Source organism: Streptomyces katrae (genome assembly GCF_000966975.1).
GTDB classification, from domain to species: Bacteria; Actinomycetota; Actinomycetes; order Streptomycetales; family Streptomycetaceae; genus Streptomyces; species Streptomyces katrae.
Genome location: NZ_JZWV01000012.1, coordinates 1 through 15,546, shown reverse-complemented (window position 1 = coordinate 15,546; position 15,546 = coordinate 1). Strand labels below are relative to the sequence as shown.

Below are 15,546 nucleotides of genomic sequence, written 5' to 3'. Positions count from 1 at the left end.
CCCGTCCGGCTCAACGGGGCCCGGCCGGCGCCGCGCCCGGCGCCGGATCGCCGTCCTCACCGGCCTGGCCGGGGTGGCCGCCTGTGTGCTCGGAGTCCTCCTCTTCAACGGGCCGGCCGGGACCGGCGCCCACGACACCGCCACGAGCAACAACACCGTGCGGGCCGCCGGCTCGGCCGCCCCCGGCGAGTACACGGCTCAGGGCCTCCAGCAGAACGTCCACCGGCTGCTGGCCGCCGCTCCCTCCGCGAACGCCCCCAAGACCGCTCCCGGGGAGTCGAACCGGACCATGGAGCTGGAGAACGCGTCTCCCGGCCTGGCCCCCGCCGAGCGGCCGGGCTCGCCGGAGCCGGCCCCGGCCGCGGTCCCCCCCTGCGTACAGCGGGCCACCGGCCGCACGGAGATGCCCCTCGCCGCCGAGCCGGGCCGCTACCAGGGCACACCGGTCTACCTGGTGGTCCTGCCCCACCCCGGGGACCCCGCCCGGGTGGACGCCTACCTCGTGGCCGCGGGCTGTGCCGACAACCCCTCCGCCTCCCCCGAAAAGCCGCTTTTCACCCGGACGTATCCCCGCAACTGAAGGGTTCCCCGGGGGACGCCCGGTGTATCCGGAGGCAGAGGGTGACGGCCGGGGAATGCGCGCGCCGTAGGATCCGTTGGGTGGGGTGAGAGTCCGCACCGGCCCCCGGTAGGCAGCACGAAGTCCGCAGAGACGAGGAAAGAACCCGTGAGCGACGTACGAAACGTGATCATCATCGGCTCCGGGCCGGCCGGTTACACGGCCGCCCTGTACACCGCACGCGCTTCGCTCAACCCGCTGGTCTTCGAGGGTGCCGTCACCGCCGGCGGCGCGCTGATGAACACCACCGAGGTCGAGAACTTCCCGGGCTTCCGGGAGGGCATCATGGGTCCGGACCTCATGGACAACATGCGCGCGCAGGCCGAGCGCTTCGGCGCGGAGCTCGTCCCGGACGACATCGTCTCCGTGGACCTCACCGGCGAGATCAAGACCGTCACCGACACCGCCGGCACGGTCCACCGCGCCAAGGCCGTCATCGTCACCACGGGTTCTCAGCACCGCAAGCTCGGCCTGCCCAACGAGGACGCCCTCTCCGGACGCGGCGTCTCCTGGTGCGCCACCTGTGACGGGTTCTTCTTCAAGGACCAGGACATCGCCGTGGTCGGCGGCGGCGACACCGCGATGGAGGAGGCGACCTTCCTCTCCCGGTTCGCCAAGTCCGTCACGATCGTCCACCGCCGTGACACCCTGCGCGCCTCCAAGGCCATGCAGGACCGCGCCTTCGCCGACCCGAAGATCAGCTTCGCCTGGGACAGCGAGGTCGCCGGCATCCACGGCGAGCAGAAGCTCTCCGGCCTGACGCTGCGCAACACCAAGACCGGTGAGACCTCCGAGCTGCCCGTGACCGGCCTGTTCATCGCCGTCGGCCACGACCCGCGCACCGAGCTGTTCACCGGCCAGCTCGACCTGGACGACGAGGGCTACCTCAAGGTCGACGCGCCCTCCACGCGCACCAACGTCCCCGGTGTCTTCGGCGCCGGTGACGTCGTGGACCACACCTACCGTCAGGCGATCACCGCCGCCGGCACCGGCTGCTCCGCCGCCCTCGACGCGGAGCGCTTCCTCGCCGCCCTCTCGGACGCCGAGCCCGCCGCCGCGACCGTCTGATCCCGCACCACCCCCCCTACACCCCACCCCGCAGGAAATAAGGAGGCCGCTGTGGCCGGCACCCTCAAGAACGTGACTGACGCCGACTTCGATTCCGAGGTCCTTCGCAGCGACAAGCCCGTGCTCGTGGACTTCTGGGCCGAGTTGGGCCGAGTGGTGCGGTCCGTGCCGCCAGATCGCCCCGTCGCTGGAGGCGATCGCGGCCGAGTACGGCGACCAGATCGAGATCGTCAAGCTCAACATCGACCAGAACCCGGCCACGGCTGCCAAGTACGGCGTCATGTCCATCCCCACCCTGAACGTCTACCAGGGTGGCGAGGTCGCCAAGACCATCGTGGGCGCCAAGCCGAAGGCCGCCATCCTGCGCGACCTGGACGGCTTCATCGAGGTCAAGACCGCCTGACGCAGGCGATGTTTCACGTGAAACGGGGCCGCCCCCTCAAGGGGCGGCCCCGTTCCGCATGCCCGGAGCCCGTCACAGCGGCCGCAGCGCCGGCTCCTTGCGTGCCCTCGCCCCGCCCAGCAGCCGGTCCAGGGCCAGCTCCACGTCTTCCTTCCACGACAGCGTCGTACGCAGCTCCAGCCGCAGCCGCGGATGGGCCGGATGGGGGCGTACGGTCTTGAAGCCCACGGACAGCAGGTGGTCGGCCGGCAGCAGACAGGCGGGCCGCTCCCAGCGCGCGTCACCAAAGGCCTCGATCGCCTTGAAGCCGCGCCGCAGCAGGTCCTTGGCGACCGTCTGCACCATCACCCGCCCCAGGCCCTGCCCCTGATAGCCCGGCATGATCCAGGCCGTGATCAGCTGCACCGCATCCGGGGAGACCGGGCTGGTCGGGAAGGAAGCGGCGCGCGGTACGTAGGCGGGCGGCGCGTAGAGGACGAATCCCACCGGGACCTCGTCCACGTAGACCACCCGGCCGCAGGATCCCCAGTCCAGGAGGACGGCCGAGATCCAGGACTCCTTCTCCAGCTCCGCGGTGCCCGCCTTCACGGCGGCCTCGCCCGTGACGGGATCCAGCTCCCAGAACACGCAGCTCCGGCAACGCCTGGGCAGGTCCTGGAGATTGTCCAGCGTGAGCGGTACGAGCCGACGACCCATAACCGCATCGTAGCCACTGCCCCCTGCTTCTTCGAGGGTGGACATCTCGAGAAACAGGGGGCAGTGGGGAGAACAGGGGAGAAGGGCTACTCGCCGGAGAGGCCCTTCTCCAGCACCCGGTCCTCGCCCGGTGCCAGGGTCCCCAGGATCCGCTCCAGATCCTCCATCGACGCGAACTCGACGGTGATCTTGCCCTTCTTCTGGCCCAGATCCACCTTCACCCGCGTCTCGAACCGGTCCGACAGACGCGTCGCCAGCTCGCTGAGCGCCGGCGACACCCGGCCACCGGCCCGCGGGCCCTTGGGCTTCACGGTGCTCGAAGGCTCCGAGCCCAGCAGGGCGACGATCTCCTCGACCGCGCGCACCGAGAGCCCCTCGGCCACGATCCGGTGCGCGAGGCGGTCCTGCTCCTCGGTGTCCTCCACCGACAGCAGGGCCCGCGCATGACCGGCCGACAGCACTCCGGCGGCCACCCGGCGCTGCACCTGGGGCGAGAGCTTCAGCAGCCGCAGGGTGTTGGAGACCTGCGGGCGCGAGCGCCCGATCCGGTCCGCCAGCTGGTCGTGGGTGCAGTTGAACTCCCGGAGGAGCTGGTCGTACGCGGCCGCCTCCTCCAGCGGGTTCAGCTGAGCCCGGTGCAGGTTCTCCAGGAGGGCGTCGAGGAGGAGCTTCTCGTCGTCCGTCGCCCGGATGATCGCGGGGATGGTCTCCAGCCCCGCCTCACGGCAGGCGCGCCAGCGCCGCTCACCCATGATCAGTTCGTAGCGCCCCGGGGCCGCCGCCTGCCGGACGACCACCGGCTGGAGCAGACCCACCGTCTGGATCGAGGTCACCAGCTCCGCGAGGGCGTCCTCGTCGAACACCTCGCGCGGCTGCTTCGGGTTCGGCGTGATGGCGTCCAGCGGAAGCTCCGCGAACGTCGCGCCGGTCGCCTGCTCCACCTCCGGCTGCACAGACACCGGGTCGATCGGCGTTTCACGTGAAACATCGGCCTGGCTCAACGCGGCAAGCTTCGCCGCGGCGATGCCCCGCTCCGACGTCAGTACCGGTACCGCCGACGGGGACGTGGACCCCGCACCCATCACCGGCGTCTTCTCCTGGGGAGCGGCCGGGATCAGCGCGCCGAGCCCCCGCCCCAGACCCCTACGTCGCTCACTCACTGGATCCCCTCCGCCATGCTCTGCGTGCTGTTCATGCCCCCGCCCGGATGGGCGTTCTGGGCGTCGTAATGGATTCCGGCTCCCCGGAGCGCGATCTCACGCGCCGCCTCCATATAGGAGAGGGCTCCGCTGGAACCCGGGTCGTACGTGAGGACCGTCTGCCCGTAGCTCGGAGCCTCGGAGATGCGTACCGACCGCGGGATGCTGGTGCGCAGCACCTCCTTGCCGAAGTGGGTGCGCACCTCCTCCGCCACCTGCGAGGCCAGCCGGGTCCTGCCGTCGTACATCGTCAGCAGGATGGTGGACACGTGCAGGGTCGGATTCAGGTGGGCACGCACCAGGTCGACGTTGCGCAGGAGCTGCCCCAGCCCCTCCAGCGCGTAGTACTCGCACTGGATCGGGATCAGTACCTCCGCGCCCGCCACGAGGGCGTTCACGGTCAGCAGGCCCAGGGAGGGCGGGCAGTCGATCAGGATGTAGTCGAGCGGCTGCTCGTACGCCTGGATCGCGCGCTGGAGCCGGCTCTCACGGGCCACCAGGGAGACCAGCTCGATCTCCGCGCCCGCGAGGTCGATGGTGGCGGGGGCGCAGAAGAGGCCTTCCACGCACGTCGTAGATGGAGGGCACGTCCGCGTGGTGGTCGATACCCAGCGCCGTGGACGCGTTGCCCTGCGGGTCGAGGTCGATCACCAGGACCCGTGCGCCGTGCTGGGCCAGGGAGGCCGCCAGGTTCACGGTCGTCGTGGTCTTGCCGACGCCGCCCTTCTGGTTGGCGACCACCATGATCCGGGTCTCCGCCGGCCTGGGCAGGGGGACACCGGACCGGCCGATGGCCTCCACCGCCTGCTGGGCGGCGCGGCCGATCGGGGTGTCCTCGTCGTTGTCCACGAGGGGCGAGGGCGCCTCCGCCCCGGCCATGGCCGGGGGTACGCCCAGGGAAACGTCGTCGCCTGGCGGTTCAGAGCGGGGACCGGGGACCGGATCGGCCATCGGCCCCGCGAGGTTGGCGTCGGACCGCACGGTGTCACTCTCCTCGGCAGCGGGCTCGCGATGAAGAGAGCCTGCCATGCCACCCGGGTCGCGAACCAGCGGGGCCCGTACTCCTGTGGATGAATCCACCGGTGTGGACAACTCCGTCACCCCCCGTTCCTGGCGGGGACGGGGGGCCGCAGCAGCCCGGCCGCGGCTGATGATTCCGTGCAGCAGAGAGCGACGTTTCACGTGAAACACGATGCCGGGACGGACTCTTCAGCCCGCTACGACACTCCGAAATCCATACCTATAGGGCCCAACCGCCCCGGATCGCCTTCACGGTGCGGGCGTCAGCGGCGCCGACGGGTACGGCTCACCCGGGCCGCCTTGGCCCGCTTGGCCGCGAAACGCACCCCGCCCGGGCTCTCCCCGACCTCCACCCGGACCACCGTGGACATGGGATCCACCACGCCCTCGCCGACGTGGAGCACTGAGGTCTTCACCACACCGAGCTTGCTGAGGGCGGTCTTCGCCGAGACCAGCTCCTCCTCGGCGGTGTCGCCCTTGAGCGCCAGCATCTCGCCGTAGGGACGCAGCAGCGGCACACCCCAGCCCGCCAGCCGGTCCAGCGGGGCGACCGCCCGTGCCGTGACCACATGGACCGGCTGGACCTTGCCCAGCACTTCCTCGGCCCGGCCGCGCACCACCGTGACGTGGTCCAGCCCCAGCAGCTCGACGGCTTCCTGGAGGAAGGTGGTGCGGCGCAGCAGCGGCTCCAGCAGGGTGATCTTCAGGTCCCGCCGGACCAGGGCGAGCGGGATACCGGGCAGGCCGGCGCCCGAGCCCACGTCGCACACGGTGACGCCGGCGGGCACCACCTCGGAGAGCACCGCACAGTTCAGCAGGTGCCGCTCCCACAGCCGGGGAACCTCACGAGGCCCGATGAGGCCTCGTTTGACGCCCGCGTCCGCGAGCAGCTCCGCATACCGCACAGCTTCCGGGAAAAATTCACCGAACACCGCGCGCGCCTCTTCAGGCGCCGGGGGAAGCTCCGCTGCCTCCGTCACGGGGACCGTCCTTCCGTACAGAACCGCTCGCGCCACATCTGTGGTCGCTCGACTGCCAGGCTTACAAACATCGGCCCCGCCTGCGACACAGGCGGGGCCGACTCACAGCATTCCGGATCAGGCCGGAAGCACAACGACGAAGCGCTGCGGCTCCTCGCCCTCGGACTCGCTCTTGAGGCCGGCCGCGGCCACCGCGTCGTGGACGACCTTGCGCTCGAACGGGGTCATCGGGGCCAGCTTCAGCGGTTCGCCCGAGGCCTTCACGTCCTCCGCGGCCTTGGCGCCGATGGCGGCCAGCTCCGCGCGCTTCTTCGCCCGGAAGCCCGCGATGTCCAGCATCAGCCGGCTGCGGTCCCCGGTCTCCCGGTGCACCGCGAGGCGGGTCAGCTCCTGGAGGGCCTCCAGGACCTCACCGTCGCGGCCCACGAGCTTCTGCAGGTCGCGGCTGCCCGAGTCGCTGACGATCGACACCGAGGCGCGGTCGGCCTCGACGTCCATGTCGATGTCGCCGTCCAGGTCGGCGATGTCCAGCAGCCCCTCGAGGTAGTCGGCCGCGATCTCGCCCTCCTGCTCGAGGCGGGTGAGGGTGTCGCCACTCTCAGCGGCGGCGGTGGTGGTGCCTTCCGTCACGGGAGGGACTCCTTCTACTTCTTGGAGGGCTTGCTGGGGGGCGTCTGGCGCTTCGACTTCGACTGCCGCTTGGGCTGCTGCCGCTTCGTCGCGACACCGCCGCTCGCCGCATCGGCATCCGCGGTGGCCTCGGAGCTCCTGATCACGGAGCCGTCCGCCTGAGCGGCCATGCCCTGCTTCGACAGCGCGGTGATGAACTTGCGCTCGTTGTCGTTGCGGTCCGGCCCCTTGGCCACGATCGCCGCGACGATCTTCTTCTTGCCCCGGCCCTTGACGTTCCCGTGGGTGGAGACGTGCTTCAGGAGACGGGTCAGGTACTGGTCCTGAGCCTTGCTGCCCGGGGTCGGGTTCTGGTTGATCACGTACATCTGCTGGCCCATGGTCCACAGGTTGGTGGTCAGCCAGTACACGAGGACACCGACGGGGAAGTTGATGCCCATCACGGCGAAGATCACCGGGAAGATGTACATGAGCATCTTCTGCTGCTGCATGAACGGCGTCTTGACCGAGAGGTCCACGTTCTTCTGCATCAGCTGGCGCTGCGTGTAGAACTGCGACAGCGACATCAGGACGATCATGACCGCGGTCACGATCCGGACGTCGGTGATCGAGGCACCCAGGGAGGCGGCCTTCTCGGCGCTGTCCGTGAACTTCGCGGCCAGCGGGGCTCCGAAGATGTGCGCCTGACGCGCGCTCTCCAGGAGCGACTGGTTGATGACGCCGATGGTCTGGCCGTTGGCGATGGCCGAGAGCACGTGGTACAGCGCGAAGAAGAACGGGGACTGCGCCAGGATGGGAAGGCACGAGGAGAGCGGATTGGTACCCGTCTCCTTGTACAGCTTCATCATCTCTTCGGACTGGCGCTGCTTGTCGTTCTTGTAGCGCTCCTGGATCGCCTTCATCTTCGGCTGGAGCGCCTGCATGCCGCGCGTCGCCTTGATCTGCTTCACGAAGAGCGGGATCAGGCAGATGCGGATCAAGACCACCAGGGACACGATGGACAGGCCCCAGGCCCAACCGCTGTCCGGCCCGAAGATCGCGCCGTACAGACTGTGGAACTGGACGATGACCCACGAGACTGGCGTGGTGATAAAGCTGAACAGACTGGCAATCGTGTCCACTAATCAGGCTCCTTGAGCATTGCGAGATCTACGCAACGCACTGCGCAGCTGCTCGTGCCAACGCGGGCGTTTACGGGGTGGGACGTAGTCGACACCGCCCGGGGACCACGGGTTGCACCGCAGGATCCGCCAGGCGGTCAGAACCGTCCCCTTCACCGCACCATGCCGGTCGATGGCCGTGAACCCGTAGCGCGAGCACGAAGGGTAATAGCGGCACACCGGCCCGAGCAGCGGACTGATCGTCCACTGGTACAGCTTGATCAAAGCGAGCAGCGGGTACTTCATCGAGCCACGCCTCCGAGGAGCCGCGCCAGAGCGGCATCCAGGTCCCGGGCCAATTCGTCGACGCCGGCCTCACCCGCTCCGGGCAACGCCCGCACCACCACCAGGCTACCGGCGGGCAGCGCGGAGAGGCGCTCCCGCACGAGGTGACGCAGACGACGCTTGACCCGGTTACGGATCACCGCTACGCCGACGGCCTTGCTGACGACGAAACCCGCACGCGGCGAGGGATGAGTCTCCCCCGGCTCGTGCGGGTCCGTGGCACCGCTGGTACGTAGGTGGACGACGAGGAGCGGGCGACCAGCCCGGCGTCCTCGGCGTACCGCGCTCGCGAAGTCCTCGCGCCGCCTCAGCCGATTTTCGGGAGACAGCACGACGTCACGACCTGCGTGTTGTTACGCGGAGAGGGCGGCGCGGCCCTTGCTGCGGCGGTTCGCCAGGATGGCGCGGCCGGCGCGGGTACGCATACGCAGGCGGAAGCCGTGGGTCTTGGCACGACGGCGGTTGTTCGGCTGGAAGGTGCGCTTGCTCACTCGGGGGCTCCAGAAAATGAATCGTTGTGGCGGTACATCGCCTGGCTGTCACCGTGCGCCCACGAGGAACTCGCGTGTTCGCCCGAGTGGACACCGCTAAATGATCACAATCAGTGATCTTCGCCCATCGGTAGGCAGGCGGCAGCAGCCATCGACAACTCGACCTCGCTACGGTACGCGGGGCTACGCCATCCGGTCAAACCGAGCGTCCCTGCCCCACACTGTGCACAGGCTGTGGACAACGACTTGAACCGCACCCACCAGCCTGACTACCGTTGCCTGATCCCTGTTTTTGTCCCGACCGTCCCAAAGAACCACACATTCGTGGGACGAGGGACCTGTGAGAGAGCGTGCTCTGTGGCTGACGTACCTGCCGATCTTGCCGCAGTGTGGCCACGCGTGCTCGAGAAGCTGCTCGGGGAGGGTCAGCAGGGGATCGAGCCGAAGGACAAGCAGTGGGTGGAACGCTGCCAGCCGCTGGCCCTGGTCGCCGACACCGCCCTGCTCGCCGTCCCCAATGAATGGGGCAAGCGCGTCCTCGAGGGCCGCCTCGCCCCGCTGATCAGCGACGCCCTCAGCCGCGAGTGCGGCCGCCCGATCCGGATCGCCATCACCGTGGACGACTCCGCCGGCGAGCCGGCACCCCCCGCCCCGCCCGCCTCTCCTTCCCGCGAGGCCTACGAGCCCTACGGCGGCCCGCGCCCCGGAGCCGGCCCCGGCGAGGAGCAGCTGCCCACCGCCCGCCCCGCCTACCCCGAGTACCAGCAGCCGCGCCCCGAGCCCGGCGCCTGGCCCCGCGGCGGGCAGGACGACTACGGCTGGCAGCAGCAGCGCTTCCCCGAGCGCGACCCCTACGCCTCCCCCCAGCCCGGCTACCTCCAGCAGCCGGAGTCCGGCGGCTACGAGCAGGGCGGGTACGAGCAGCAGAAGTACGAGCAGCCCTCCTACGAGCAGCAGAAGTACGAGCCCCAGCAGTACGAGCAGCAGTCCTACGACCAGCCGTACGAGCAGCCGGCCGCGCGTCCCGCCCCCGGCCGGCCCACGCCCGCGCCGCCGCCGTCGGCCCCGTCCGGCGGCTCCACCTCGGGCCCGCTGGAGCCGACCGCCCGGCTGAACCCCAAGTACCTCTTCGACACCTTCGTCATCGGTGCCTCCAACCGCTTCGCGCACGCCGCGGCGGTGGCGGTGGCCGAGGCGCCGGCGAAGGCCTACAACCCGCTCTTCATCTACGGGGAGTCGGGCCTCGGCAAGACGCACCTGCTGCACGCCATCGGGCACTACGCGCGGAGCCTCTACCCCGGCACCCGGGTGCGGTACGTGAGCTCGGAGGAGTTCACCAACGAGTTCATCAACTCCATCCGCGACGGCAAGGGCGACGCGTTCCGCAAGCGCTACCGCGAGATGGACATCCTCCTCGTCGACGACATCCAGTTCCTCGCGAGCAAGGAGTCGACGCAGGAGGAGTTCTTCCACACCTTCAACACGCTCCACAACGCCAACAAGCAGATCGTGCTGTCCTCCGACCGGCCGCCCAAGCAGCTGGTCACCCTGGAGGACCGGCTCCGCAACCGCTTCGAGTGGGGTCTGATCACCGACGTCCAGCCGCCCGAGCTGGAGACCCGGATCGCGATCCTGCGCAAGAAGGCCGTGCAGGAGCAGCTCAACGCCCCGCCGGAGGTGCTGGAGTTCATCGCCTCGCGGATCTCGCGCAACATCCGCGAGCTGGAGGGGGCGCTGATCCGGGTCACGGCGTTCGCGAGCCTCAACCGGCAGCCGGTGGACCTGGGCCTGACCGAGGACGTCCTCAAGAACCTGATCCCCGGCGGCGAGGACAGCGCGCCCGAGATCACGGCCGCCGACATCATGGCGGCCACCGCGGACTACTTCGGGCTGACCGTGGACGACCTGTGCGGATCCTCGCGCAGCCGCGTCCTGGTGACGGCTCGGCAGATCGCCATGTACCTGTGCCGGGAGCTCACGGACCTGTCCCTCCCGAAGATCGGGGCCCAGTTCGGCGGCCGCGACCACACCACCGTCATGCACGCGGACCGCAAGATCCGGGCCCTGATGGCGGAACGCCGCTCCATCTACAACCAGGTCACGGAGCTCACCAACCGCATCAAGAACGGCTGACGACGGCCCCCGGCGGCGCGTCAGGGGCCCTTCGGACCCCCGTACAGGGCGCTCCCGGATCCAACCGGGGGCGCCCTTCGTCGTTCGCGCGCCCCTGCTCTGTTCGAATACGCCCCTGGGAGCGGCAGTTGTCCACAGATTCCCCAACTTTCTTCCGTCCACAGCCTGAGGACAGGGATCCTCACCCACAATCTGTCCACAGGAGTGCAGGTTGAGGCCCCATCAGCCCAGGTCAGGCGGTTGTGGAATTGTGCGCAAGCCTCATCCACAGCCTGTGGACAGAAAAATCATCCACAGGCTCATCCACTCCTCTGTCCACCGCCGACTCACAGGTTCCGGCATCCTGTGCACAGGTTCCCCACGGTTCTCCACACGGTTGTCCACTGTTCGGCAACCAGCCCCCTCCGGTCACCGTCAAGAGTGAAAGCCGTCACACGGATGTCGACGTTTGGGCTGTGGACTTCCGGGGAAAAACTGGGGACACACCTGTGGAGTAGTGAGGGTCCCCTGGGGACGACCTGTGCAGAACTTTCCTTTCTCCACAGAGACACCGTGTTGTCCACCGGTGCCACCCACAGGGTGTGGGGATAAAAAACGCGGTCTGACCTGCGAAGACGAGCTTTTCCACCGTTTCCACAGGCCCTACTACTACCCCCATAGACAGTTAGCGCGGATTCGGTTTTCAAGCAGGTCCTGTGCACAACTCGTCGGACGGCCTCCCCGGCGCCTCGCTCCCGACTTGACCGCCAGCCGCAACGACTGTCGGCGCCGTACGTCAGACTGGTCCCCGGCATCGGTCGAGGCATCGACGACCGACGACGAAGGCCGGCAGACGAGCGAGCAACAGCAGGAGGCGGTTCCGGTGAAGATCCGGGTGGAGCGCGACGTACTCGCGGAGGCGGTGGCCTGGGCTGCACGCAGCCTCCCGGCCCGGCCGCCGGTGCCCGTGCTCGCGGGCCTGCTGCTCAAGGCCGAGGACGGGACCCTGTCCCTCTCCGGCTTCGACTACGAGGTCTCGGCCCGCGTCTCCGTGGAGGCGGACGTGGAGGAGGACGGCACCGTCCTCGTCTCCGGCCGGCTCCTCGCCGACATCTGCCGCGCCCTCCCCAACCGCCCGGTGGAGATTTCCACAGACGGTGTACGGGCGACCGTGGTCTGCGGCTCCTCGCGGTTCACACTCCACACCCTGCCTGTGGAGGAATACCCGGCACTGCCGCAGATGCCCACCGCCACCGGCACCGTCCCCGGTGAGGTCTTCGCCTCCGCCGCCGCCCAGGTGGCCATCGCCGCCGGCCGTGACGACACGCTGCCCGTCCTGACCGGTGTCCGCATCGAGATCGAGGGCGACCGCGTCACCCTGGCCTCCACCGACCGCTACCGCTTCGCGGTCCGCGAGTTCCTGTGGAAGCCGGAGAACCCGGACGCCTCGGCCGTGGCCCTGGTGCCCGCCAAGACGCTCCTGGACACCGCCAAGTCCCTGACCAGCGGTGACACCGTCACCCTGGCGCTCTCCAGCTCCGGCCAGGGCGAGGGCCTCATCGGCTTCGAGGGCGCGGGCCGCCGCACCACCACCCGCCTGCTCGAGGGCGACCTGCCGAAGTACCGCACGCTCTTCCCGACGGAGTTCAACTCGGTCGCCGTGATCGAGACCGCCCCGTTCGTCGAGGCCGTCAAGCGCGTGGCCCTGGTCGCCGAGCGCAACACGCCCGTCCGCCTCAGCTTCGAGAAGGGCGTCCTCATCCTGGAGGCCGGGTCCAGCGACGATGCACAGGCTGTGGAGCGCGTCGACGCGATGCTGGAGGGTGACGACATCTCGATCGCCTTCAACCCGACCTTCCTGCTCGACGGCCTGAGCGCGATCGACTCGCCGGCCGCCCAGCTCAGCTTCACCACCTCGACCAAGCCCGCCCTGCTCAGCGGCCGTCCCGCGGTCGACGCCGAGGCGGACGAGGCCTACAAGTACCTGATCATGCCGGTCCGCCTCTCCGGCTGACGCCCTTCCGGTACGCCGGCGCCGGGCCCGGTCCCACGGCGACGGGGCCGGGCCCGGCCCCGTGCGGAGCGGTCTCCCGCCACGCCCCGGCGTAGGCTCGGACCCGGCGGGCGACCCAGGAGAAAACGGCCGGAAACCACCGGCGCCCGGGGAGCCCCGATACAGACGGCCCCAACGCTTAAGGAACCCACCTGATGGAGCTCGGTCTCGTCGGTCTCGGCAAGATGGGCGGCAACATGCGCGAGCGCATCCGCCGCGCCGGCCACACCGTCATCGGATACGACCGCAACCCGGACCTCGCCGATGTCCACAGCCTGCGGGAGCTTGTGGACAGCCTCCAGGCCCCCCGCGTGGTGTGGGTCATGGTGCCGGCCGGCGCCGCGACGCAGTCCACCGTGGACGAGCTGGCGGAGCTGCTCTCCCCCGGCGACATCGTGGTCGACGGCGGCAACTCCCGCTGGACGGACGACGAGAAGCACGCCAAGGAGCTCGAGGCCAAGGGCATCGGCTTCGTGGACTGCGGCGTCTCCGGCGGCGTCTGGGGCCTGGAGAACGGCTACGCCCTGATGTACGGCGGCGACGAGAAGCACGTCGCCGCGGTCCAGCCGGTCTTCGACGCCCTCAAGCCCGAGGGTGACTTCGGCGCCGTGCACGCGGGCAAGGTCGGCGCCGGCCACTTCGCGAAGATGGTCCACAACGGCATCGAGTACGCCATGATGCAGGCCTACGCCGAGGGCTGGGAGCTCCTGGAGAAGGTGGACTCGGTCACCGACGTCCGCGAGGTGTTCCGGTCCTGGCAGGAGGGCACGGTCATCCGTTCCTGGCTGCTCGACCTGGCCGTCAACGCGCTGGACGAGGACGAGCACCTCGACCAGCTCAAGGGCTTCGCCCAGGACTCGGGCGAGGGCCGCTGGACCGTCGAGGCGGCGATCGACAACGCGGTGCCGCTCCCGGCGATCACCGCCTCGCTCTTCGCCCGCTTCGCGTCCCGCCAGGACGACTCCCCGCAGATGAAGATGATCGCGGCGCTGCGCAACCAGTTCGGCGGCCACGCGGTCGAGAAGAAGTAATCCACAACCGCTCCACAGCACCACTGAGCAGGACAGCAGGAAGCCGGGGGAGGTCGGCGCCGTATGCACGTCTCGCATCTCTCACTGGCCGACTTCCGCTCGTACGCCCGGGCCGAGGTTCCCCTCGCCCCGGGCGTCACGGCTTTCGTGGGCCCCAACGGCCAGGGCAAGACCAACCTGGTCGAGGCCATCGGCTACCTCGCCACCCTGGGCAGCCACCGGGTGTCCTCCGACGCCCCCCTCGTCCGGATGGGGGCCGACCGCGCCGTCGTGCGGGCCGCCGTCACCCAGGGCGAACGCCAGCAGCTGGTCGAGCTGGAACTCAACCCGGGCCGCGCCAACCGGGCCCGTATCAACAGGTCCTCGCAGGTCAGGCCGCGGGACGTGCTGGGGATCGTACGGACCGTGCTGTTCGCCCCAGAGGACCTGGCCCTGGTCAAGGGCGAGCCGGCGAGCTCAAGGGCGACCCCGGCGAGCGGCGCCGGTTCCTGGACGAACTGGTCACCGCCCGCTCCCCGCGCATGGCGGCCGTCCGCTCCGACTACGAGCGCGTCCTCAAGCAGCGCAACACCCTGCTGAAGTCGGCGGCGATGGCCCGCCGGCACGGCGGCCGGTCCATGGACCTGTCCACCCTCGACGTGTGGGACCAGCACCTCGCCCGCGCCGGCGCCGAGCTGCTCGCCCACCGGCTGGACCTGATCGCGACCCTGCAGCCGCTGGCCGACAAGGCCTACGAGCAGCTCGCCCCCGGTGGCGGCCCGCTCGGCCTCGCCTACAAGGCCTCCGCCGGCGAGAGCGCCGACAGCGGCGGCGCCCGCACCCGCGAGGCCCTCTACGAGGTGCTGCTGGCGGGCCTGTCCGAGGTGCGCAAGCAGGAGATCGAACGCGGCGTCACCCTGGTCGGCCCGCACCGCGACGACGTGCTCCTGCGCCTCGGCGACCTGCCCGCCAAGGGGTACGCCAGCCACGGCGAGTCCTGGTCGTACGCGCTGGCGCTGCGGCTGGCCTCGTACGAGCTGCTGCGCTCGGAGGGCAACGAGCCGGTGCTGATCCTGGACGACGTCTTCGCGGAGCTGGACGCCCGCCGCCGCGAGCGGCTCGCGGAACTGGTGGCCCCGGGCGAGCAGGTCCTGGTCACGGCGGCGGTGGACGACGATGTTCCGGACGTACTGACGGGGACGCGCTTCGCGGTGTCCGGCGGTGAGGTGACCCGGCTGTGAACGAGGGCGAGCAGCAGAAGCGGAAGGCTCCGGAGCCTTCCGGAGTGGACCTGGCACGCCAGGCCCTGGCCGCCGCGCGCGAGCAGGCCAGGGCCCGCGGCAACGCGGTGGGCGGGAAGAAGCGCCAGCCGCAGCCCGGGCTGCGCTCCGGCGCGCGCGCCGACGGCCGGGACCCGATGCCGCTGATGGCGGCGCTGGACCGGCTGCGCACCGAACGCGGCTGGGAGATGCCGATCGCGGTCGCCGGGGTGATGGAGCGCTGGGCGGACATCGTCGGCCCGGAGATCGCCGCACACTGCGAACCGGAACGGTACGAGGACCGTGAGCTCCTCGTGCGGTGCGACTCCTCGGCCTGGGCGGCCCAGCTGAAGCTGCTCGCGCCGCAGCTGGTGGCGCGGCTGAACGCGGAGCTGGGGCAGGGCACGGTTCGGCTGATCAAGGTGCAGGGGCCCGGGGGGCGGCCGAAGCGGTACGGGCCGCTGCGGGCGCCGGGTAGTTCCGGTCCTGGCGACACCTGGGGCTGAGCCCTGCGGGGCTGTCCCCTACCCGCCCTTCCACCGTTCCTCCCCCAGCTGCCGC

13 protein-coding genes and 4 pseudogenes are annotated in these 15,546 nt (G+C 70.0%); 8 read left to right on the top strand and 9 right to left on the bottom strand.

What is annotated here, in order from left to right:
* The 3 genes and pseudogenes from VR44_RS00900 to trxA form a co-directional block, all read left to right on the top strand.
* A pseudogene (locus tag VR44_RS00900) lies at positions 1–580 on the top strand (anti-sigma factor family protein); the annotation flags it as partial.
* 147 nt (positions 581–727) lie between these two features.
* On the top strand, positions 728–1,687 hold the full coding sequence (trxB, locus tag VR44_RS00895) for a thioredoxin-disulfide reductase (protein ID WP_045945380.1): 960 nt from the start codon (positions 728–730) through the stop codon (positions 1,685–1,687).
* A gap of 51 nt (positions 1,688–1,738) precedes the next feature.
* A pseudogene (trxA, locus tag VR44_RS00890) lies at positions 1,739–2,090 on the top strand (thioredoxin).
* Positions 2,091–2,162: 72 nt separating this feature from the next.
* On the opposite strand, the gene VR44_RS00885 reads toward trxA, so the two are convergent.
* The 9 genes and pseudogenes from VR44_RS00885 to rpmH all read right to left on the bottom strand — a co-directional run bounded on the left by VR44_RS00885 (position 2,163) and on the right by rpmH (position 8,551).
* Complete coding sequence (locus VR44_RS00885) at positions 2,163–2,786, bottom strand: GNAT family N-acetyltransferase (RefSeq protein ID WP_045945379.1); 624 nt, start codon at positions 2,784–2,786, stop codon at positions 2,163–2,165.
* 86 nt (positions 2,787–2,872) lie between these two features.
* Positions 2,873–3,946 (bottom strand): ParB/RepB/Spo0J family partition protein, encoded by a 1,074-nt coding sequence (locus tag VR44_RS00880; RefSeq protein WP_094191346.1) that lies wholly within the window; start codon positions 3,944–3,946, stop codon positions 2,873–2,875.
* Positions 3,943–5,014, bottom strand: a pseudogene (locus VR44_RS00875) (ParA family protein). The gene VR44_RS00880 and the pseudogene VR44_RS00875 overlap by 4 nt, the downstream one beginning before the upstream one ends.
* 254 nt (positions 5,015–5,268) lie before the next feature.
* Positions 5,269–5,985: a 16S rRNA (guanine(527)-N(7))-methyltransferase RsmG gene (rsmG, locus tag VR44_RS00870; RefSeq protein ID WP_045945378.1), complete on the bottom strand. Its 717-nt coding sequence runs from the start codon at positions 5,983–5,985 to the stop codon at positions 5,269–5,271.
* A 117-nt stretch (positions 5,986–6,102) separates the two neighbouring features.
* On the bottom strand, positions 6,103–6,615 hold the full coding sequence (locus VR44_RS00865) for a Jag family protein (protein WP_045945377.1): 513 nt from the start codon (positions 6,613–6,615) through the stop codon (positions 6,103–6,105).
* 14 nt (positions 6,616–6,629) lie between these two features.
* A complete protein-coding gene (yidC, locus tag VR44_RS00860) occupies positions 6,630–7,736 on the bottom strand; it encodes a membrane protein insertase YidC (protein ID WP_045945376.1) in 1,107 nt (368 codons plus the stop codon).
* A gap of 3 nt (positions 7,737–7,739) precedes the next feature.
* Positions 7,740–8,021 (bottom strand): membrane protein insertion efficiency factor YidD, encoded by a 282-nt coding sequence (yidD, locus tag VR44_RS42115; protein WP_079428610.1) that lies wholly within the window; start codon positions 8,019–8,021, stop codon positions 7,740–7,742.
* Complete coding sequence (rnpA, locus tag VR44_RS42110; protein ID WP_094191345.1) at positions 8,018–8,392, bottom strand: ribonuclease P protein component; 375 nt, start codon at positions 8,390–8,392, stop codon at positions 8,018–8,020. The genes yidD and rnpA overlap by 4 nt, the downstream gene beginning before the upstream one ends.
* Before the next feature lie 21 nt (positions 8,393–8,413).
* Positions 8,414–8,551 (bottom strand): 50S ribosomal protein L34, encoded by a 138-nt coding sequence (gene rpmH, locus VR44_RS00855; RefSeq protein WP_018547628.1) that lies wholly within the window; start codon positions 8,549–8,551, stop codon positions 8,414–8,416.
* Positions 8,552–8,908: 357 nt separating this feature from the next.
* On the opposite strand from rpmH, the gene dnaA reads away from it, so the two are divergent.
* The 5 genes and pseudogenes from dnaA (at position 8,909) to VR44_RS00830 (ending at position 15,491) form a co-directional block, all read left to right on the top strand.
* The gene (dnaA, locus tag VR44_RS00850) at positions 8,909–10,684 is read left to right on the top strand and encodes a chromosomal replication initiator protein DnaA (RefSeq protein WP_094191344.1); all 1,776 of its coding nucleotides are present in this window, start codon (positions 8,909–8,911) and stop codon (positions 10,682–10,684) included.
* Between the two features lie 862 nt (positions 10,685–11,546).
* Entirely contained in the window at positions 11,547–12,677 is a 1,131-nt protein-coding gene (dnaN, locus tag VR44_RS00845; RefSeq protein WP_045945374.1) for a DNA polymerase III subunit beta, read from the top strand.
* Positions 12,678–12,871: 194 nt separating this feature from the next.
* On the top strand, positions 12,872–13,747 hold the full coding sequence (gene gnd / locus VR44_RS00840) for a phosphogluconate dehydrogenase (NAD(+)-dependent, decarboxylating) (protein ID WP_045945373.1): 876 nt from the start codon (positions 12,872–12,874) through the stop codon (positions 13,745–13,747).
* A gap of 63 nt (positions 13,748–13,810) precedes the next feature.
* Positions 13,811–14,967, top strand: a pseudogene (gene recF, locus VR44_RS00835) (DNA replication/repair protein RecF).
* Positions 14,964–15,491, top strand: coding sequence for a DciA family protein (locus tag VR44_RS00830; RefSeq protein WP_045945372.1), 528 nt, complete (start codon positions 14,964–14,966; stop codon positions 15,489–15,491). The pseudogene recF and the gene VR44_RS00830 overlap by 4 nt, the downstream one beginning before the upstream one ends.
* The last annotated feature ends 55 nt before the right edge of the window (positions 15,492–15,546 follow it).